The organism is Vibrio sp. Isolate23 (assembly GCF_022398095.1).
Lineage (GTDB): Bacteria > Pseudomonadota > Gammaproteobacteria > Enterobacterales > Vibrionaceae > Vibrio > Vibrio coralliilyticus_A.
In genome coordinates this window covers 1,448,422-1,469,063 of sequence record NZ_JAKEUV010000001.1, presented here as the reverse complement: position 1 = coordinate 1,469,063, position 20,642 = coordinate 1,448,422, and the positions used below count along the sequence as shown (strand labels likewise).

The window sequence follows — 20,642 nt, the reverse complement described above, 5'->3', positions numbered from 1 at the left end:
TCCTTATTTCTTAACAATGACTGGATAGTCATTCTCCACCAGCTCTTTGACAAAGCTTGAGCCAGATCCAGTGTAAGTCACCCATACTTTTTTCTTGGCACGCGTCAAAGCTACATAAAACAGACGCCTCTCCTCGGCATAGGGGAAGGTCTCACCAGTTTGGGTTAAAGCACCGTCAATGTGCAAGGCTTTAACACGAGCTGGAAACTGCCCTTCATCTACAGAGAGAACAATAACAAAGTCTGCCTCTTTACCTTTACTAGCATGGCAAGTCATAAACTCAATAGACAGCAAGGCGAATTGTTTTTGCCACTCAGAAAGAAGTTCAGGTTTATGATAATGATTTCTGCCAAGCATCAATACGGTCTGAGTACTTTTCGCTTTCCGATTAAGCTCATCTAAGATTTTTTCAACAGAGTTACTTGGCGCTAGTGTCACCGCTTTTGATTTCTGCCCTTTGTGACTTTTCAGCTCTTTTTCCAACTGAGCAGGGTTTTGCTGTATAAATTGATTCGCAACTTGCCCTATCTGATTATTAAACCGATAGGTCGTATCAAGATAATGAACGGTTGAGTGCGGGAAGCGCTCAGAAAAACCCGTCGTCAGGTCAACATCGGCCCCAGCAAATTCATAAATCGACTGCCAATCATCGCCAACGGCAAACAACACACAGTGTTGATCGTTCACGTGCTGACATAATGCTTCTACCAAGGCTAAGCGTTGTGGTGATATGTCCTGATACTCATCAATCATGATGTACTTCCAAGGCGCTTTGAACTTACCTTTCATAACATATTGGGTCGCTTTGGTGATCATGATATTAAAGTCGATATGTCCTTCGGCCTTCAACATCTCCAACCACGCCTGATAACAAGGCCAGACAAGCGAGAGTTCGCTGTTCAATCTGGTGTAATCGTTGTGATCCACTAATTTCTGTTGTATCTCTTTCTTAGTGCATCCCATTGATGACAACTGATTCAGCTGCTTATTTAACCAAGCAATCAGTTTCGGGTTCTCTACATGACTGCCGAGCTCATCATCACCTGCTAAATAAGCAATAGGCCATTTTTGAAGATGCTTTTGCCAGCGTTTAAATGCCGTTGGTGTCATCCAATGTTTCTTGAGCCAGTCGATGCACCAAGCGTTTTTAAGATTGTCGTCTAAAGCAATAGGAGAAATGATGACAGGTTCATTCTCTACTTGATTTAGAATTTTTAAGCCCAGTTGGTGGAACGTATTTACCGTGACGTTTTCAGCACTGAGCCCTATCTTGGTCTCAAGACGCTGTTTCATCTCCTCAGCGGCATCGCGGCCAAACGCCAACATCAGTATGTCTTCAGCCTGCGCAAGGTGGCTTTGTAGTAGGTAAGCAACCCGTGCAGTTAAAACACTGGTTTTACCTGAGCCCGCACCTGCAAGAACAAGGTTGTTGTCGTCATTAAGCAAAACCGCTCGTTGCTGGGAAAGATTCAGTGGAGAAGACTCTATCTGTGAAAACAGTACTTTCCAATTGTCTAACTCAGTCACCATCCAGTTTTGATTACGTTCGGCCATTACCTCATCGGTTTGCTCTATCCACGGAATAATACTGGACATCCTTTCTGGCATCCTGAGAACGGCATCTTCTAGGGTCATTTCCATAGAAGAGAAGTCTTGATTCAGCTTATCAAGCCAACTATTCACGGTTGAATGTGTCAGAAATGCGGGCTGACGTTCAAAACCTCGAATCTCCATTTCCCACTCGGGTAAGAATTTATTGAGCTGAACACATTGATGCTGGTGCCACTTTTGATACGCCGCGACAGCGAATCTAGCGAAATCTCGACAGCGCTCCCAGGGAAGCCCTTGGATTAGCCAAGAACGCTGAACCCCACCTTCAGAATGAGCGAAAAACTGTAAGCCCCCCCAAAATAATCCTCGCTTAAGCTTCACCTTACCATTCCAAACATTAAACGGAATTCTCTCTTCGCAAGCTTTGGAACTGAGTACGAGGAAATCAGACTCGAGGGAAACCTGATGATATTCATTTTGAATTAAATATTGTGCAGTCTTGTTGGCAATTAGCTGCATTCTTGCTTGTCCTTAAATTCAATTGCCGACATCATAACTCAACCGGATTGAAGAATGAAAAGATCCTGTCAATATCTATTGTTATGCTCACGATGTAGAAAAGGTAATCAAACAGACCCGTTTCTTTACCTGTATCAGAAGTTTACCATTGACTATTAGTTACAATAGTCAATACAAAGCCACACAAAGAATCGATAACGTGCAATTTATCAGTCAACTCCGCCTTTACTGGGTTAATAAGACCATAAACTACAGCCTGCTTATTTTGGTGACCTTATTGGGTGTTGTCATCCCAAGTTGGTATTACCCGATGGACGCTTACATTATTCCTCTCATTCTGGGCGTAATTGCGGCAGCACTTGCAGAAAGTGATGATAAATTTACCGGCCGACTCATCTCTATCACCTTAACATTGGCATGTTTCGCTATAGCGTCGTTATCGATTGAGCTGCTATTTGATACACCGACTCTGTTTGCGGTTGGCCTGTTTGTATCCAGCTTTGGTTTTATTATGCTGGGCGCTATCGGCCCCCGATATGCCAGTATCGCATTTGGCTCTTTGCTCATCGCTGTCTACACCATGCTTGGAGCTCATGAAAGTACAAGTGTTTGGCTTCAGCCTTTGATGTTACTCGCTGGGGCATCTTGGTATTTTTTCATGTCGATACTCTGGTCCTCACTTTGGCCAATGCAGCCTGTCCAACAAAGTTTAGCGACTGTATTTTTACAGTTAGCCAATTACTTAGACTCTCGCAGTCAGTTATTTCACCCAGTGACCAACTTGGATCCTCAGCCTTATCGTCTAAAAGAAGCCACACTCAATGCCGCAACCGTAACCGCCTTAAACCTATGTAAAGCGACATTATTGAGTCGTTCTAATCGCGGACATGTTGATGGGGCTAGCGACCGTTTCCTCAACATCTATTTCCTCGCTCAAGATATTCATGAACGAGTCAGCTCCAGTCATTATCGTTATCAAGAGCTTGCCGAACACTTTGAACGTTCAGATGTTTTATTCCGCTTTAAATACTTGTTAGAAACACAAGCCAAAGCATGTCGAGAGATAGCTCAAGCTATTCGATTAGGCAAGGAATACCAACACAGTGGAGAGTCCGTCGTCGCACTGGATGAACTGATGAGTTCATTGAGTCATTTACAAGAGCAAAACAACCCCAAATGGAAATCTCTTCTTAATCAACTTAATTATCTATTCAATAACCTTGCGACAGTAGAAAAGCAGCTGAGTAACATCAGTAATCCAGATGCTGAAGCACTTGAAGAAGATGTACTCGATGATACTGAGGCACATACTCTCAGTGCTATGTGGATGCGTATCACTTCCCACTTCAACAAAGATTCAATGTTATTTCGCCATGCAGTGAGAATGTCTATTGCCCTAACCCTGGGTTACGGCATTATTCAAGCTTTTGATATTGAACGGGGCTACTGGATATTACTGACGACACTATTCGTTTGTCAGCCTAACTACAGCGCCACACGGCAAAAGCTTATCGCCAGAGTACTCGGCACCCTTGCAGGCTTACTGATTGGGGTCCCGCTGCTGACTTTTTTCCCTTCACAGGAAAGCCAGCTGGTATTCATTGTTATCTCTGGTGTTGCCTTCTTTGCATTCAGGCTAGCAAACTATGGTTATGCTACAGGGTTTATTACCGTACTAGTCCTGTTCTGCTTCCATCAACTTGGTGAGGGGTATGCGGTTGTCCTCCCTCGCTTAGCCGATACGATCATTGGCTGCGCAGTAGCGGTGCTCGCTGTCGCCTTTATTCTGCCTGACTGGCAATCTAAACGCTTACATAAAGTTATGGCGGACACGATTCAGGCTAACCGCCACTATCTTGCGCAGATCATTGGTCAATATCGGATTGGTAAAAAGGATAACCTAACCTATCGAATCGCTAGACGCAGTGCCCACAATCATGATGCGAACCTGACTAACGCTATCAGTTCAATGCTGGCAGAGCCTGGACGTTATCGCTCTGCTGTTGATGAAAGCTTCCGTTTTCTTACATTAAGTCATGCTCTACTGAGTTATATTTCCGCGTTAGGAGCGCACAGAACAAGAATCAGTGACGAGGAGACACACAAACTGGTGCTGGATGCACACCGTGTCATTCATCAGCATCTAGAGGTGTTATTCACTCAATTGAACGATCACTGCAATAGCTGTGATACCAGTGATATCGATGATCCTGCACTTGAAGCGAGGTTGGCAGAATGGCGTGAAGAGGATGACAACTCAGCCAAAATGGTATTGCAGCAGTTATATTTAATCTATCGAATGCTTCCCGAATTACACTCCTTAGCAAGTAAGTTTTCTGTCCGTGTCAATCAGTTGGATACTATCGATAAAAGCCAGTAATCATAAGGGGCCGCAATGGGTACACCCTCACGTTTCTCTAACACTCCCTGACATTATTCGGACATAATTTGACCTCTTTTTCATAAACTGTATTCAGATAATTCTTACGGGAGTAAGAAGATGGAAAGAAGCAGCTCTTGTCTTTCGAACCGACCATCTAGATTGATTCGAACGCAACATAATATGAATACAAAACAATTTGAACTGTTCAAAGAACAGATAAAAACACTAACCCCTCATCAACTACGTGCATTGAGAGGTGAAATTACACAAACGTTGGAAGAGTCCAGCCTTGTTCTGGTTACAGATGAAGAGCAAAAACTGATCGCAAGTCTGTTTTCCTAGCACAACTTGCTGAAAACGCAAATGCACCTTAAGCTTAAATATGTAGGGGGTGTTTATGTCCGTCTCATTAGTCCAGCCCAGTTATCAACTGATTGAGCAGTCATCGAAAATGGCTGAGGAGGCTGCGCACGAAATCAACCAAGTTCCGCTTACCAACCCTATCCAAAAAGACGAATCTTACGAATTCAATAAAGTTGAATTTAAACAACCAGAGCCTTCCCAAATCGAGCCAATGCTGAAACTGACCCAAGCAGAACAGTACAGCCGCATAGGCACAAATATGCTGCAAAGAGATCAGGAGATGATAGGTACACTACTCGATATTCATGTGTAGGTATAAAAAGCAAACAGTTATTGTCTTCCCGCTCAGAGACGTTAGAATCCACTGATAATTTTATATTTTGTTTTCGCCATGCCCAAAATCAATTTGTCTCGTCATGACAATAATCCTGTTTTCAAACAAGGGCCACAATCCGATCAACTCGAGCAACAACTTAGCCCGCATTTCGAACGCCCAGCCATGCGTTTAACACCAAGCCCATATATCTCGGAGAGAAATATAGCGAAACGTTGGGAGAAACTCAGTACGTTAACAGCGAAGGAAGTATTACTCGATCCGGTAACGGCTCAACATGCTGACGTTTACAACAAGAACATTGAGCATTTCATTGGAACAGTAAAACTCCCTGTGGGAGTCGCTGGTCCCTTACGTGTCAACGGCCTTTATGCCAACCAAGATTATCATGTCCCCCTCGCTACAACCGAAGCTGCTCTTGTCGCTTCATATAACCGCGGTGCTCAATTGATTACAGCAGCAGGTGGCGCGAGTGCGATGTTACTCAACGAAGGCGTGACCAGAACGCCTGTGTTCGAATTTCAACATCTTGCCGATGCTGGTCAGTTTGTCGCTTGGGTAGTAACTCAATACGACCACTTTAAGCAAGTGGCAGAATCAACCACATCGCATGGCAAACTACACGATATCAACGTCAATATCGAAGGCAATCACGTTTATCTGATTTTTGAATTCCACACTGGCGATGCATCCGGACAGAACATGGTCACTATCGCAACCAACGAAGTGTACAACTACATATTGGAGCACTCCCCCATAGCGCCTCAGGAATCTTTTCTTGATGGCAACCTGTCAGGAGATAAGAAGCCCAACACACACACTTTACGGCATGTTCGAGGAAAAAAGGTCACTGCTGAAATCCAGATCCCCAAAGGGTTGGTTGAAAAGTTTCTTCATACCACACCCGAAAAAATGGTTAAATTTGGTCAGATGACGTCTATCGGCGCAGCTTTGAGCGGGTCAATCGGCGTGAATGCGCATTACGCGAACGCTCTTGCCGCTTTATACATCGCCTGCGGCCAGGATGCAGCGTGTGTTTCTGAATCAGCAATAGGCATCACACGTATGGAGATCAATAAACAAGGAGATCTCTATGCGTGTGTGACTTTACCCAACATTATGGTGGGTACGATTGGCGGAGGTACCAGCCTTCCTAGCCAAAAGGCCTGTTTAGAACTTCTCGGGTTACATGGCACTGGTAAAGCGAAAGCACTGGCTGAAGTCGCCGCTGCACTTTGTCTTGCTGGTGAACTTTCAATTGTCGGAGCATTCTGTGCTGGTCATTTTTCGAGAGCACATCAAAAACTCGCACGATAACTTTAACCTCTTTATTACGTAGCCCTCGCTTTGTCGAGGGCTTTTTTGTTCCTACATTTTCTTTCCACCAAAAAACGTTCGTTTCACTTTCGAAAATCGCTCCTTTGAATGATCCAGATCATATTTATTTACGTAAAGACTAACATCACCGACTACAATATGGTTATATTGCAGAAATTAAATGCTCGTTCGAACATTAGGGAACAAAAAGATGACCGTTAGTTACTTAAAAGAACAAAAAGAACAAGAATTGCTAGACTTAATAGTCGTCGGAGGTGGCATCAATGGTGCTGGTATCGCAGTAGACGCTGCTGGCCGAGGCTTGAAAGTCGGTCTCTATGAATCACAGGATTTTGCCGGAGCTACTTCATCAGCTAGCTCAAAGTTGATACATGGTGGATTAAGGTACCTTGAACATTATGAATTTCGTTTGGTGGGTGAAGCACTCGCTGAGCGAGAAGTATTGCTCGCCAAAGCTCCACACATCGCTTTTCCGATGCGTTTTAGACTGCCTCACCGCCCTTTCCTAAGACCTGCATGGATGATCCGCGCAGGCTTGTTCCTTTACGATCATTTAGGTAAGAGGACTTCTCTACCTAGTAGTAAAAAAATCAAACTGGACAACCAGAATGTGACCTTACCCGAGTTAAATGTTGGCTTTGAATATTCTGATTGTTGGGTTGATGATGCGCGCTTAGTGATTCTTAATGTAATCCAAGCTCAAGAACTTGGGGCAGAGGTCAGCAACTATTGTCAGGTAACAAAAGCACAACGTGTCAATGGTATCTGGCACGTTGAGCTTTATGATCAGCGCACGTGCAAAACGTTTTTCAGAAAGGCTAAAGCGTTAGTCAATGCAACGGGGCCGTGGGTTAAAGAGTTCTTAACCGAAAACACTAAACTACCTTCTCCTTACGGTATTCGATTAATTAAAGGCTCTCATATCATCGTGCCTAAAATACACGATGAAGAGCAAGCATATATCATGCAAAACGAAGACAACCGCATCGTGTTTGTGATTCCTTATCTTGGTAAATTCTCGATGATCGGTACAACCGATGTCGAGTACAAAGGGGATCCTCGACAAGTTTCGATTAGCCAAGAAGAAAAGCAGTACCTCATTGATGTCACAAACCAGCACTTCCGTAAGCAGATTTCACTGGACGATGTGGTTGCTGATTTCAGTGGTGTTAGACCGCTGTGTGATGATGAGTCCGATTCACCGCAAGCGATCACCCGCGATTACACACTGTCATTAGATCACCAAGAAGGTGAAGCGCCCTTACTCTCCATTTTTGGCGGGAAACTAACAACTTACAGAAAGCTTTCGGAATCTGCTATGCAGCATCTTTCTCCATACTTCAATTTAAAGGAGTCTTGGACGAAAGAGGCCCCACTGCCTGGCGGTGAGAACTTCATATGGGACGAAATGGAATCTCATTTATCCAAGCAGGTTCCGTTTGTTGATAGTGATACTCGCCTGCGTTGGCTACGTGCATACGGTAGTCGTGTCGAACAACTGCTTAATGATGTCGTAACTGAACAAGATCTCGGTATCAAGTTTTCTGAAGGCATTTATCAAAAGGAAATAGATTATCTAGTGAAGCAAGAACTCGGCACTAACGTAGAAGATGTTCTTAAACGACGTAGTAAGTTGCACTTATTGTGTGACCCCGAATGCTATCGCGCCATTGAACGCTACCTTGAAAAAACGGAATATAGCATTCACGCACAATGTGCATGAGAAATGGGGGCTTAGCCCCCATTTTTAATCACGAAACTTACACTTGATTAAGAAGGGAGTATATTTAAAAAACACGCTAAAATTATAATATGATTTGGTATTGCCCATGCACTCTGTGAATGACACTGCTTCTGAACTTATAAAACTTCTCGCTCCTGGAATGCGCTTATCTGCAACCATCGAATTTGGCCCTGAAGACCTTCAGCCTTTCAGTACTAGTTACATTGGCTGTAAGACCAATCAATTTTTGATCATCGATTTACCACAGAAAGCCAGAGAGTCTCTGGTTATGCGCAAGCTAACCAATGCCGCCATCATTATTCGCGGGATAACCAACACCAAACTCGGCCACATTGTTGCGTTTAAAACTTCGATCATATCTCAAGTCAGTTCTCCAGGTGCGCTAATATTCCTTCGCATACCACAGCACTTTGCATCCAAAGCCATTCGTGAGCATGAACGTTACGCATTGAATGTTCCTATTGAAGTGAAATCTAATACCGTCAGCTATAACGCGGTCATGGTTGATTTCTCTGTATCTGGCTGTGCGTTTTTTATACCTGGTGAGAGTGAATTGTCGAAAGCAAGCATCATCGAACTCGACACCCCACTCAGTGAATGGCTACCGGACGAGATTAAATACTCAATTGTCGGGATTCAAAAAGAAAACAAAGGGCATCGGTTTGGTATCAAGTTCAATGAGGAAATCGTACTCTCCGACGAATTAAAGCAAGCACTACTAGAACAATCAGCACTTTCAACACTCTTCTAGCTTGGTAAGGTACTGCTCTTTAAAGTGTATAAACGCCTGATTCAGTGCCAACTCTTTGATTGGTTTCACAATTACGTAATCTGCACCAACGCTTAGAAATGCTCGCTTGGTGTCTTGCATACCGTCTGCAGTACAAGCAAATATTGGGATATCGAGCTTCAAATCTTCACGAATTATTTTGGTGGTTTCAATACCGCCTAAGTTAGGCAATTGGTTATCCATGAGAATTAGGTCAAATTTAGCTGACTTTTGGAGTTGGTCTATCGCATTATGTCCATCTTGCACCCAGATCACTTCCATACCGTACTTTTCACAAAAGGCTTTTGCGATAAATGCATTCGTGTGATTATCTTCGACAAGTAAAACGTTGAGCGGACGATCAAACAAAGTCTCTGGGTCAGCTAAGAGTGTATTGGCTTCTACCTGTTCTACGGACTCCGTCAACTCTATGGGTACTGACAAACTAAATGTAGTACCTTGCCCTATTGAACTTTCAATCTCGATATGACCATTGAGCATTTCAACTAAACTGTGAACAATGGCTAACCCCAAGCCACTACCACCATATTCACGAGTGGTGGTTGCCTCCGCTTGAACAAACGGTTCAAAAATATGCGAAATACGTTCACGGTCAATGCCTATACCTGTATCACTAACGCTAATATTTAAACAAGAGTTTTGACCATCATTGCCACACATTAACGATACAGTCACTTTACCTTCGTGAGTAAACTTGATCGCATTACTCACAAGGTTAAACAGAATTTGGTTAAGCCGCACTTGATCGCTATGGGCAAAGGTGGCATGGCTTACATTGGTCTTGACTTCAAAACCAATTCCTTTCTCATCACATAGTGGCGTGTAAATTTTCTCAACTGCACTAATCAGCTCAATTAAGCGGAAGTCAGCTGCCTGAATATGGAATTTACCCTGTTCTATTTTTGAGAAGTCAAGAATATCGTTAAGTACAGCAAGGAGGTGCTCTCCACTGTTACAGAGCACATCCAAATGTTCGATGTCTTCCGTATCTGACAATTTACTTTTTAGCAGTTGGGATACCCCCAAAATACCATTGAGTGGTGTTCTGAGTTCATGGCTCATTTTTGCCAAAAAGTCTGCTCGTACTCGCGCCGATTCTTCCGCTTCTTTTCGAGCCGCCTGGCTTTGAAGCTCAGCCTCAACAAAACTCGTTACATCCTGACCTTGAGCCATAATGTTGCTTATGCCTTTATCGATGAAAATAGGAGATAAATTCCATCTATACGTCTTATCTCTAATGGCAATGTTAATTCCGGTTAACGTTGCCCCTTTAGCGCACATACGAATATGTGGTCCGAGCTTTTCAACTAAGAGCAGGTCATCATCATATTCTAAGCCTGTGTTTTTTCTAAAGCTTCGTTCTGCAGCAGGATTGCTTCTCAACAACTTGCCTTCTACATTCCAGAGTGTGATTGGAGAAAGAGAAAAGTTAAATAAGTCAGCAAATTGCTTTTCCTGCTCACTTAATCGTAGAAAAGACAACTCAAAGGAATGGCCAATTTGATCAAACTCTTCAATCGTAGAGCCTGGAAATTTACTGGCATCCTTAGCTTCAACAGTGCTTTCTGTATAGCGCATCAGCTTAGCAAGCTCTTTGGATACCCGTTTACCCAACCACTGACGGCTGTATACCGCAATCACAACCAATAGCAACGCGGTGATCGCTACCCACATATAGTGACTGCGCACCAGCGTAATAATCGGCTGGTTGTTCTGTATAGTATAAATCGATAAAAATGTTGCAACATCGCTGATGGTTAAGTCCGTTTTAGAAACCATATACTGACTGGCGGTATAGTCCAGAGCAGCTTCTTCCAGCCACTCAATATGCCTAAACCCTTTGTCCTTAGTGCTTGATGCAATAACTTCCGAACCGACAGACAACAGCACTTCATCGGCATTACTCCCCCTAACTAATGCATTGATCAGTGCGAAGTTATTATTAAGCACAACACCAACGTGTAGGTACCCAAGAACTTCACCGGAAATCATGTAAATAATCGGGACTCTTCGAATCATTAGGTAACGAGTGCCAAGTAGCGATGGTGTTTGTGACAAATGCCAACTACCACCCGTCGTCATTTCATCATTCAGGTACGCGAGTTGTTCAGGAGAAATCCCATAAAATTGATAGTTAGAATCATCCCATACCACCTCAGTTTCTGCGGTAATGAATCTAAAATCAGGAGCAAGTTCAGGCGCAGTTTGATCAATTCCATTAAAGAAACGGTCTAAACCGGCAACATTTGATGTGACAAATGCATCGATAAGGGATTCATTTCGACTGTAGCTGTCCTGCTGGATCTCTAAAGCTTTCAGTCTAAAGTTGAAAATTTGCTGTACTAAACTCTGAGTTTGCAGTTTAGAGCGTGCAACCTCTTGGGAAACGACTTGGCGGTTTACTTGATAGTTCTGAAGTACCATCACCAAAGACAACACGCCTATGGTGAGGAATATAGAACGAGTAAGTAATGTGGCGAGACGACTTTTCCTGCCTCGCCGCGCTAGTAAGTCCATTATTGATCCGAGTACCTAAATGCTCTTTGCTTAAGTTTCTCAACTTTAGCCGGGCTGTCTGTCTTAGCCACAACCTCAAAATCACCAGAATAAACATGAGGGACAGCTTTCCCTTCTAGATCCCACTTGATTGCTTCAGCCATTGCGATCCCCGTATCATCATTCATTCGCATCGCAGTGACATCTAACTGCCCGTTAGCAATCGCTTCCAATTCTGCACTTCCCCCTCCCCAACCATTGATGAGAATATCTTCTCTTTTCATCGACTTAAGAGCATCCGCTGCACCCAAAGCAACATCGGTTGAACACGCATAGATAAATGAAAGGTTCGGATCTTTCTCAATCGCTTTAACCGCGGCCTTAAAACCGGACTCTCGAGTAGCTGTTGTATAATAGGATGAAGAAAGTTGATAAGAGTCGTGGTGACTCATTTCTTCGATAAACGTATCACCGCGCGCATCACTCACATAGCCTTCGGAGAAATAGAGTACTGAGTAACGGCTTTGCTTAGGGACCGTCTCTTTGTAGTACTTCTCAATGATTCGAGCACCTTTGATATGATCGAATCCAACGTACATGAAGGGTTGTTGATCATCCCAAGCTCTTACCGGAGTTGTGATGTTTTGTAGAATAAGCTTAGTGTTTGTCGAGCTAAGCACATGCTCGATAAACTTGCGGTGCCGGGTTGTATCAAGAGTAAAAATCAGGTAGTCCGCTTTATTCTGTACCGCTTCTAATAAAGATAAACTTTGTTGTCTGACATCTAGGTTAGGGCGTGTGAAAACCTGATTAATCTTATAGCTGATCCCCAGTTTTTCAAGGCGGGTTTCGAAGGCCCTAATATTTCTTACCCAATAATCTGAAATTTGCTGCCCAGGATACACAACCGCAATCGATACGGGTTTATCCTGTTTTAAAGAAATGGGAATCGGATAGTTTCTCACCGTTTCTGAAAGCGCATCCGTTAACTGCTTTTGTACTGGATTAGACTCGAGGTATTCATCATACTGCCAATAACCATTGAGGACTTGAGTGGTATGCGCATGGCTTGCCGCTGACGCAATGATGGCTAGTGACAAGAACGTTGTTTTTAACATCTTTTATCCTCTTACTGGATGCCTAACAGACTTCCATTTTTGTTTTCTCAGACAATTCGTAGAAGACAGCCATAAACAGGCTGTATACTACAGATTAATCCATTAAAAACATTAACTTACATAAGTTATGGCATTATGCACAAATGCACTTAGAACGTAAAAGATAAATTGCCTGAAAGGCCATATTGGTTATCTCCGGCATAGCTTCCCGCTAGATCTAGGCTGACTATATCGCCCGGACTTATGCCAATACCAGCGGTAATAGAATTATCTAATGTGTCTTCCAAATCCACTTCATAACCTACTCTGAGCTGCGCCCAACCCATCGCATTTCCTTCAATACCAAAACGCAAAAATTGAGTGTCATCATTACGATCAGTAAAACGTTCCTGTTTAGTGAGATCCCAATCAACCGTTGCAACAAAGTAATCTAACGCGTATGCCCCTGAAACCGTCACCTGAGTATCTAATTTGTAGGTACTAACACCGCCAATGTTTAATGTATCAATCTTTTGAGAAAACAAGTCCTTAACGGCAAACCCAGCGCGGAATTGCTGATAAAACCACACTGCACCCAGATCGAGGTTAAATGCATCATCCTTGGTTTCACTTTGATCATAATCATCCAGATCAAAGTTTTCGACGGTCAGAACCTGTTTATAGGTTCGCATAGTTTGAAACTTAGGCGATATCCCCAGAGAGACGTCTTGGCCAGCGATCGTCAAACGTTTTGCTATAGCAACACCGAACTCACTGTAGCCAAAAGCAATCGTATCAACACTGGAGTTTTCGTATCTGGTTTGAGTGTCAGAATCACTAGAGATATCCGTGTTAGCAATGACATCTGCGTAACCACGTAAAAACAGATTGGTCGAGAGTGAGTTCAAAGGTAACGCAATAGAAGCAACCACTCCACCATTAACGCCAAGGGGTTTATCATCTGAAAGCTGATCCAAATAGCTGTTAATTGCGGCTTCAATACCTGGTGTTGAAGGGTTTGCTTCAAACTGTTTAATAGCATCTTGAAGGTCATCAACCGTTTCAAGCGTCTTATCAGTATCTCGAATTCTGGCCCCGATACCCGGAAAAAGAATTCCTACAGTATCGGAATCTCTATAGACAGCGACTAGAGCAGGATTATAAAAAGGGGCTAAGACATAATCCGCTGTAGTCACCCCTGTATTGCCCATCCCATTTCCCCGACCATCGGGAACAACCGTTGCCGCATTAGCAGCTAACGAAACTAAACCTGACACCACCACTACTGACTTTTTTATTAATAGTTTCATATCCATATCAACCTTTATGAAGTCCCATAGTCAAGGTTAATACAAATTTCAGGAAATGATGTGATATTAATCGGATAGCGTCATATCGATATAGTCGTTTAAGTTGGAGCGACCGGAAATCAACTGCTCTTTTTGAGGTTTAGTGAGTTTCTTAATTCTGTATTCAATCTTGGAGGCATCCGAACGGCTTTGGCCTACTTTAGCAGACCATTCTAAGGTTAAAGGCCCCTTTCCTTTTAACGCTTTTGCACCTACACCCTGTTGGTGCTGGGTATAACGCCGCTTTACATCGACTGTTATTCCGCAATACAACGTATTTAAACGTGTCCGGATCAGATACACATACCAATCCGCACACACCATTTTTGACTTAGGGTTCGACATTAAGCCGTTAATTCCTCAATCATTTGTCGTAGTTCTGCCACTTCAGCTTTCAGTGCATTCACCTCTTGCTCTAGAGACTCCATTCGGCTGTTGTCTGCTGCCTGAGATACTCCCTCTGTCGCTGAAGCAAGTGCTTCCAAATCCACTTCACCACTAAAAAGGTGCATATAACGAGACTCTCGTTTACCTGCCTCACGTGGTAGCTTAACGACTAAAGTGCCCTCTTCTCTAGCTGCCATACCTTCGAGCACGACCTCAACTTCTTTAACATCAGAAAACTCTGCCAGTCGATTAGTTCGAGTGCGTAACTCACCGGGCGTTTGTGCACCTCGTAACAACATGCAGCAAACAATCGCTTTTTCTTGTGCAGTCAGCTTCAAGTCACCAAATTCCGTATTGCAAAATCTGTGTTGGAACTTGCTAGCTCGGCTGTTAAAGGCACTCTCATCGCTCACTAATCGACGTGCAATCAGGCCATCAACAGCTTGTTGAACTTCTACTTCACTTAACGTCATTACAGGCTCACGATTGCTTTTCTGATTACATGCGCTGGTTAGGCTGTTTAAAGTCAGCGGGTAATAATCGGGTGTGGTCACTTCTTTTTCAATCAAGCAGCCAATGACACGGGCTTCAATAGGGTTTAGTTCTATACTCATTTTTATTTCCTTATTGGCATCTTCCCAAATCAGTGTTCAGAAAGAATGGGAACTTTTCTCATATTACCGTCTTCATCGATCATCATGATTTTACTACGGTTTAATTCAACTTCTGTCGCTTCTTGGCGTGTACGCTCTTTTCGATAAGCTTCTACAATTTTACTTGAGCGTTGAGGAGCATCATTAGGTTCAATTCTTGGGATGATAATGTCAGAAGTTCGCATAATATTGAGGTATACGTTGCTATTGAGAATGAAATCATATCCTGAACTATAGCTGCTGCTCAATCACCTAATAATGAGATTGGTGATAAAACCGTCAACGCCTTGTCATGATTGATCTTAAGACTGTTATCGGCAGGAATGTTATGTTTTAATCATTGACAGTTAAAGGTAAGTAAATATGGGAAAGGAACCTATGAGTGGTGTATTTGAAATTGTAGCTCAGGCTCGTCGTAAGAATAAACTAAAACGCGAGCTGCTTGACAATGAAAAGAAGGTTCGTGATAACCGCAAACGTGTCGACCTATTAGATAACCTGATGGACTACATCAAACCTGATATGACTCCAGATGAAATCGTAGGCATCATTAAAAATATGAAAGCGGATTACGAAGATCGTGTAGACGACCATATCATTAAGAGCGCAGAAATCTCAAAAGAGCGTCGTGATATCAGCCGTCGTATTCGTGAACTGACAGAAGAAGATAAGCAAGTCGTTCAAGGCAAAAAGAAATAGTGGTTTACTCTAGTAACACGTCAAGCTCGCATTAAAATATGCGAGCTTTTTTAATTCCAGCGGAAGGTAATGCCAACATTTTTGGTTATTATAATTTAGTAAATTGCGTTAAACGTTTGCGTAATCGCTAACCTTCTACAAACCCAAAACTGGGGCTTTCATCACACATTTAGCCCTGTTATATTTCCTCACAGATAATCATTTAGACCATTCGAGGCATGGAGCTTCCTCAATTATCTCAAGATGAGAAGAATTGGTACCGACATTGTTCGGCAAACTTTTAGAGGGTCAAATTATGGATATGGTTGAAATTTTAGGTTACGCAGCATCGATCATGGTAGCGATTTCCTTAACCATGAAAGACATTGTTAAGCTACGTGTACTGAACTTCATTGGTTGTGCACTTTTCACCGCTTACGGTCTTATGATTGATGCGTGGCCAGTCGTAGTGACGAATGGCTTTATTGCATGCGTTAATGTGTACTTCCTTGCGAAAATGCAAAGCGAAAAAAAGAGCACTGAAGCCGAAAGCGCAGCATAGTAAGTCATTATCCGCTAAACATGTTCGCAATATAGAGCAGATAAGGATCGCTTGACCGATCCTTCTGATGAGAGACAATCGGAAATCTGTTTATAGGTTTCCGATTTTTTATGTCGATTCAACACTTCTTTGCCGACTTCCTTGAAGAAAACCCTGTTGATGTCGCCCAACTCACCACCTTTTCTGAACACATCCCCCGATGCGTGGGTAGCTAAAGCGACCTCACTGTCCGATAAAGCGACAATCCGTCGACGTCGATTACCGAGTGAAATGGCTTGGCTGATGAAGAGTTAGTGGCAAAGAACGCCTTAACCCAAGCAAAACAATGCTTAGGCAAAGCAGCACCCGAATGGCTATTTAAGCAATGTGGGAAAACTTAGGGGCTTGAGCGCCAGTATTATGAGTTGTGACCATGATGAACGTCCGCTCTCATGTCATCGTTGATGCTGCGATAAGCCGGTATCGCCGAGGTGAAATTCCTCTAGCGATGCCTTTCATCAACGCTCTGCCAGACAACTCAGTGACGTTACTGGATAAAGGTTTTTCTGGAGGAGATTTATCTATCCTCTTTATAGACAAACGCCCTAAGCCTAATCGGCCTAGGGCGGTAAAAATATCAAAGACCCGCTATCCGGTTAATCGCAACGCAGCACCGTTTAAGTGAACTACACCCCGCAAGTGCGGGGTGTTTTTATGTTCGATAAAGCACCTTAACTACGTGCCATCCGAATTTGGTTTTTACTAAATGAGGAACGAGCGTTTCACCTTGAAAACACACTTTATCGAATTGCGGAACCATTTGCCCTCGGCGAAACTCTCCCAAATCCCCACCTTTTTTGCCTGATGGACAAGTGGAATACTTCTTCGCCAATGTCTGAAACTTAGCGCCTTTCTTCAGCTGTTTGATAATGTCTTCAGCCTGTTCTTTATGCTTGACCAAAATGTGTAAAGCAGCTGCTGTATTTGCCATGTAAAACTCTTAACCTATTGGGCTTAACTATAAGGGCATATTTTAACGATTTACGGCAAGATCACCATCTCTCAGGAAAATATCCATAAAAATTATCAAAGAGTCTGGGTTAATTGACCTATCTTAATTGAATAGCTCCACAGATCAGTTAACATCACATTTATAAAGTATCATATTTGAGAAACGTCCGTTATGGCAAAAACAATCAGTAAAGCAAATCAGTCTCAAGGCATGTTGATGTTCACTCTGACTAAAAGTGAACAACTTTTTGCGATTGGCACACTAAAGGTTCGTGAGATTGTCCCGTATCAACCGACAACTCAAATTCCCTACTCGCACCACCATGTGATTGGTACTGTCACGATTCGAGATAAAACCATTCCAGTGATTAACATGCCTGCGGCTATTGGCTTCAGACCTATACAACCGGAAGAGTATGACTCTTGTTATTTGATTGTGACAGATTGCCTAAGGACTATCGTTGCCTTTATGGTGCGTTCAATTGAAAAAATCATTGAATGTGATTGGCGCTCCATCGAACCATCACCCCAATCTGCAGGCCGAAACGTCTTTGTAACAGGTATCACTCGTTTTGAAGATCAGATCGTTCAGATGCTCGATGTCGAACTGCTTCTATCGAAAATCTACCCACAGTACGAATCCACAAAGATTCCAATGTTGACGGATATTGAACGTGAACGACTCAAAGCATTAAATATTTTGCTTGTCGATGACTCCTCTATTGCAAGAAAACAACTCGCTGATGCTCTTGATAGCATTAATATTTCCTATCAAATACGAAACAATGGCATTGAAGCACTTGAACTGATGAAAGAGGAAGCAGAACGTGGGCAGCCTATTCAGCTATTAGTGAGCGATATTGAAATGCCGGGACTAGACGGTTACGAGTTGGCCTTTGAAACCCAAAGTGAGCAGCAACTGAGTAACACTTACATCATTCTTCACACCTCACTATCGAGCGAGATCTGTGTGGACAGAGCACGCCAAGTCGGCGCACATGAAGCCCTTGAAAAGTTTAATGCTGGGGATTTAATCAAAGCTATGCTGAGAGGTGCTGCCAAGCTTGAGTCCGGAAACCCAACAGAGCGAATTGAAGTAGAAGTTTAACCTACTGGAAGTTTAGGTTTGATGAGTTTCACTGAATTCGACTTATCAAACCTATTAAATATTCGAATTTTATTGCCATTAACTCAAGCATCTCAGAAACAAATCCGCTAATCTTAAGTTAATTGGTAGTTAACGCAGAATGCTAATAAACAGATGACCGACGATTTTAAAAAATCAACCGCTAATTTAAAAAAAGCTGTCCCACTCATGATGCAAAATCACGTAGCCGCAACACCTGCTAACTACGCGCTATGGTACACCTACGTCGAAAATGCCATTCCTCAGATGAACCGTGAGCTTGAAACCATCATCGAGAATTACGGTGTATGCCCCCCCGCAGCTGGTGAAATGCTCTACAACAATTATGTTGCGAGTAGAGCGGAAACAGACATAAACGACTTGCGTGCGAACATTGAAGTGCTGGTGAGTCAAGTCGCATCCTCCATGACGGATACTCTCGCGGATACCTCTCACTTTTCTCAGGTAATCGATAAAAGCTTTGAGAACCTAGAAAAAGTCGATGACGAAGCGATGTCCATTGATGAAGTGATGAAAGTAATTCGTCAACTGGTTGCGGAATCTAAAGATATTCGCCATTCGACAAACTTTCTTAACAACCAACTTGAAACAGCAACCAAAGAAATAAAGAACCTAAAAACTCAGCTAGCCGAAGTCCAACAGGATGCTCTGTTTGATGGATTAACCAGTTTGTACAATCGTCGTGCCTTCGATAATGATTTAGATACTCTCTGTCGCTCAGAGCAAAAAATTTGTTTAATTCTGACTGATATCGACCACTTCAAAAATTACAACGATACTTACGGCCATCTTTTTGGCGATGCGGTTATCAAAGGCATCGCCAAACGCCTTCAGATCAGCAGTCGGGATGGTATTCATGCTTACCGATTTGGCGGCGAAGAATTTGCTTTGATTATGCCAAATAAACAACTAAGAATTGCTCGCCAATTTGCAGAGAGTTTACGGCGCTCAATCGAAAAATTATCAGTGAAAGACCGTCGTTCTGGCAAGCAGGTAGGAAATATCACCGCATCCTTTGGTGTTGCTGAATTACAGCCCGGTGAAATGCCACACTCAATCATCGAGCGAGCGGACAAACTTCTTTATGAAGCGAAGCAGCTCGGCCGCAACCGAGTAATGCCAATTTAACTTTCTGAACCACGTAAAAAAGGAGCCCCATTAAATCAAGGGCTCCTTTTGGGTTGGGATGAATTTATCCATCGGAAGTGATCGCTTGAATCAACTCTTTTTGCACAGTATCCGCTTTGTCATTATCAATCTGGCAAGTTCCAGCGGCCTTATGTCCACCCCCGCCATACTTAAGCATTAGCTCACCCACATTCGTTTTTGAGCTTCGGTCAAATATCGATTTACCCGTAGCAAATACAATATTCTGTTTTTGAAATCCCCACATTTTATGAATTGAGATATTACACTGAGGGTATAAGGCATATATCATGAATCGATTACCAGCGAAGATTGTTTCTTCTCCAGTAAGATCGAGAAACACTAAATTGTCATACACTGTGGCACAACGCTGGATCTGCTCTTTGAATAAGTTCTCGTGCTCTTTATAAAGATCAATACGTTCTTTGACATCAGGATGCGCAAGGATTTCTTCTATCGAGTGAGAAGTACAATACTCAATCAAATCCATCATCAGGTTGTAGTTTGAAATTCTGAAATTTCTAAAGCGCCCTAAACCTGTTCTAGCATCCATCAAAAAATTAAGTAGATTCCAACCTGTTGAGTCGAGAACTTCATCTCGGCTAAACTGCGCCGAATCGCCTTTATCAACCGCCTCCATCATTGCTAGCCAGTCAGAGGGAAAAGTCTCTTCTCCACCATAGTACTCCCATACAACACGAGCCGCTGAGGGGGCATCTGGGTCAATAATATGATTTGTTCGCTCTCCTTGATTGCGAATCATTTCCGACAGGTGATGGTCAAACACAAGATGAGCCTGCTCAACATAGGGGAGATTCGTGACAATATCTTTAGGGGTAATATCTATAATGCCATCTTGCATGTCTTTTGGATGAACAAACTTAATATCATCAATAAGGTCAAGTTGCTTAAGAAGTACGGCACACACTAGTCCATCAAAATCACTTCGTGTCACTAAACGATGTTTCTGTTTCGACATCTTAATATCCTTATCTTTTAACAGCACAAAGTACTTCATCTGAATAACTGGTACTGTTACTTCAACAGTCGTTTCATAGATAGGCGCTATGAGTACATTTTTAATTTTAGACACCTTCGATCTTTTAACAAACTTA

At 42.9% G+C, this 20,642-nt stretch carries 19 protein-coding genes and 1 pseudogene; 11 read left to right on the top strand and 9 right to left on the bottom strand.

Translation table 11 applies throughout. From position 1 onward, the window contains the following. Positions 1-3: 3 nt before the first annotated feature. The gene (helD, locus tag L1D31_RS06605) at positions 4-2,070 is read right to left on the bottom strand and encodes a DNA helicase IV (RefSeq protein ID WP_239836250.1); all 2,067 of its coding nucleotides are present in this window, start codon (positions 2,068-2,070) and stop codon (positions 4-6) included. Between the two features lie 199 nt (positions 2,071-2,269). On the opposite strand from helD, the gene yccS reads away from it, so the two are divergent. The 6 genes from yccS to L1D31_RS06575 all read left to right on the top strand — a co-directional run bounded on the left by yccS (position 2,270) and on the right by L1D31_RS06575 (position 8,983). Then, on the top strand, positions 2,270-4,450 hold the full coding sequence (yccS, locus tag L1D31_RS06600) for a YccS family putative transporter (protein ID WP_239836249.1): 2,181 nt from the start codon (positions 2,270-2,272) through the stop codon (positions 4,448-4,450). A gap of 183 nt (positions 4,451-4,633) precedes the next feature. Further along, positions 4,634-4,795 carry a hypothetical protein gene (locus tag L1D31_RS06595; protein ID WP_239836248.1) on the top strand — a complete coding sequence of 54 codons (162 nt, stop codon included), beginning with the start codon at positions 4,634-4,636 and terminating at the stop codon, positions 4,793-4,795. Between the two features lie 55 nt (positions 4,796-4,850). Then, complete coding sequence (locus tag L1D31_RS06590) at positions 4,851-5,129, top strand: hypothetical protein (RefSeq protein ID WP_239836247.1); 279 nt, start codon at positions 4,851-4,853, stop codon at positions 5,127-5,129. 78 nt (positions 5,130-5,207) lie between these two features. Then, on the top strand, positions 5,208-6,467 hold the full coding sequence (locus L1D31_RS06585; RefSeq protein WP_239836246.1) for a hydroxymethylglutaryl-CoA reductase: 1,260 nt from the start codon (positions 5,208-5,210) through the stop codon (positions 6,465-6,467). 211 nt (positions 6,468-6,678) lie between these two features. Continuing rightward, positions 6,679-8,211, top strand: a complete 1,533-nt coding sequence (glpD, locus tag L1D31_RS06580; protein ID WP_239836245.1) for a glycerol-3-phosphate dehydrogenase — start codon at positions 6,679-6,681, stop codon at positions 8,209-8,211. Positions 8,212-8,317: 106 nt separating this feature from the next. Next, a complete protein-coding gene (locus L1D31_RS06575; protein WP_239836244.1) occupies positions 8,318-8,983 on the top strand; it encodes a PilZ domain-containing protein in 666 nt (221 codons plus the stop codon). Here the strand turns inward: L1D31_RS06575 and luxQ are convergent. The 6 genes from luxQ to L1D31_RS06545 all read right to left on the bottom strand — a co-directional run bounded on the left by luxQ (position 8,969) and on the right by L1D31_RS06545 (position 15,189). Next, complete coding sequence (luxQ, locus tag L1D31_RS06570; RefSeq protein WP_239836243.1) at positions 8,969-11,539, bottom strand: quorum-sensing autoinducer 2 sensor kinase/phosphatase LuxQ; 2,571 nt, start codon at positions 11,537-11,539, stop codon at positions 8,969-8,971. The genes L1D31_RS06575 and luxQ overlap by 15 nt on opposite strands. Then, positions 11,539-12,636, bottom strand: coding sequence for an autoinducer 2-binding periplasmic protein LuxP (locus L1D31_RS06565; RefSeq protein WP_239836242.1), 1,098 nt, complete (start codon positions 12,634-12,636; stop codon positions 11,539-11,541). Before L1D31_RS06565 ends, luxQ begins: the two co-directional genes overlap by 1 nt. Positions 12,637-12,785: 149 nt before the next feature. After that, on the bottom strand, positions 12,786-13,925 hold the full coding sequence (locus tag L1D31_RS06560; RefSeq protein WP_239836241.1) for a conjugal transfer protein TraF: 1,140 nt from the start codon (positions 13,923-13,925) through the stop codon (positions 12,786-12,788). Positions 13,926-13,991: 66 nt separating this feature from the next. Then, a complete protein-coding gene (locus L1D31_RS06555; RefSeq protein WP_239836240.1) occupies positions 13,992-14,309 on the bottom strand; it encodes a GIY-YIG nuclease family protein in 318 nt (105 codons plus the stop codon). Continuing rightward, complete coding sequence (locus L1D31_RS06550; protein WP_239836239.1) at positions 14,309-14,965, bottom strand: YceH family protein; 657 nt, start codon at positions 14,963-14,965, stop codon at positions 14,309-14,311. Before L1D31_RS06550 ends, L1D31_RS06555 begins: the two co-directional genes overlap by 1 nt. A gap of 29 nt (positions 14,966-14,994) precedes the next feature. Continuing rightward, positions 14,995-15,189 (bottom strand): hypothetical protein, encoded by a 195-nt coding sequence (locus tag L1D31_RS06545; RefSeq protein WP_239836238.1) that lies wholly within the window; start codon positions 15,187-15,189, stop codon positions 14,995-14,997. Between the two features lie 178 nt (positions 15,190-15,367). On the opposite strand from L1D31_RS06545, the gene L1D31_RS06540 reads away from it, so the two are divergent. The 3 genes and pseudogenes from L1D31_RS06540 (at position 15,368) to L1D31_RS06530 (ending at position 16,908) form a co-directional block, all read left to right on the top strand. Next, positions 15,368-15,703: a DUF496 family protein gene (locus L1D31_RS06540; RefSeq protein ID WP_286037073.1), complete on the top strand. Its 336-nt coding sequence runs from the start codon at positions 15,368-15,370 to the stop codon at positions 15,701-15,703. 295 nt (positions 15,704-15,998) lie between these two features. Then, positions 15,999-16,244, top strand: a complete 246-nt coding sequence (locus tag L1D31_RS06535) for a YgjV family protein (RefSeq protein WP_239836237.1) — start codon at positions 15,999-16,001, stop codon at positions 16,242-16,244. A 110-nt stretch (positions 16,245-16,354) separates the two neighbouring features. Next, a pseudogene (locus L1D31_RS06530) lies at positions 16,355-16,908 on the top strand (hypothetical protein). A gap of 27 nt (positions 16,909-16,935) precedes the next feature. On the opposite strand, the gene ppiC reads toward L1D31_RS06530, so the two are convergent. Next, positions 16,936-17,214, bottom strand: coding sequence for a peptidylprolyl isomerase PpiC (gene ppiC, locus L1D31_RS06525; protein ID WP_239836236.1), 279 nt, complete (start codon positions 17,212-17,214; stop codon positions 16,936-16,938). Between the two features lie 192 nt (positions 17,215-17,406). Between ppiC and L1D31_RS06520 the strand changes: the two genes are divergently transcribed. Together L1D31_RS06520 and L1D31_RS06515 are read left to right on the top strand one after the other, a co-directional pair. Then, positions 17,407-18,342 (top strand): chemotaxis protein, encoded by a 936-nt coding sequence (locus tag L1D31_RS06520; protein ID WP_239836235.1) that lies wholly within the window; start codon positions 17,407-17,409, stop codon positions 18,340-18,342. Positions 18,343-18,495: 153 nt separating this feature from the next. Beyond that, positions 18,496-19,509 carry a GGDEF domain-containing protein gene (locus L1D31_RS06515; RefSeq protein ID WP_239836234.1) on the top strand — a complete coding sequence of 338 codons (1,014 nt, stop codon included), beginning with the start codon at positions 18,496-18,498 and terminating at the stop codon, positions 19,507-19,509. Between the two features lie 64 nt (positions 19,510-19,573). On the opposite strand, the gene L1D31_RS06510 is transcribed toward L1D31_RS06515, so the two are convergent. After that, entirely contained in the window at positions 19,574-20,506 is a 933-nt protein-coding gene (locus tag L1D31_RS06510) for an exopolyphosphatase (protein ID WP_239836396.1), read from the bottom strand. Positions 20,507-20,642 lie beyond the last annotated feature (136 nt).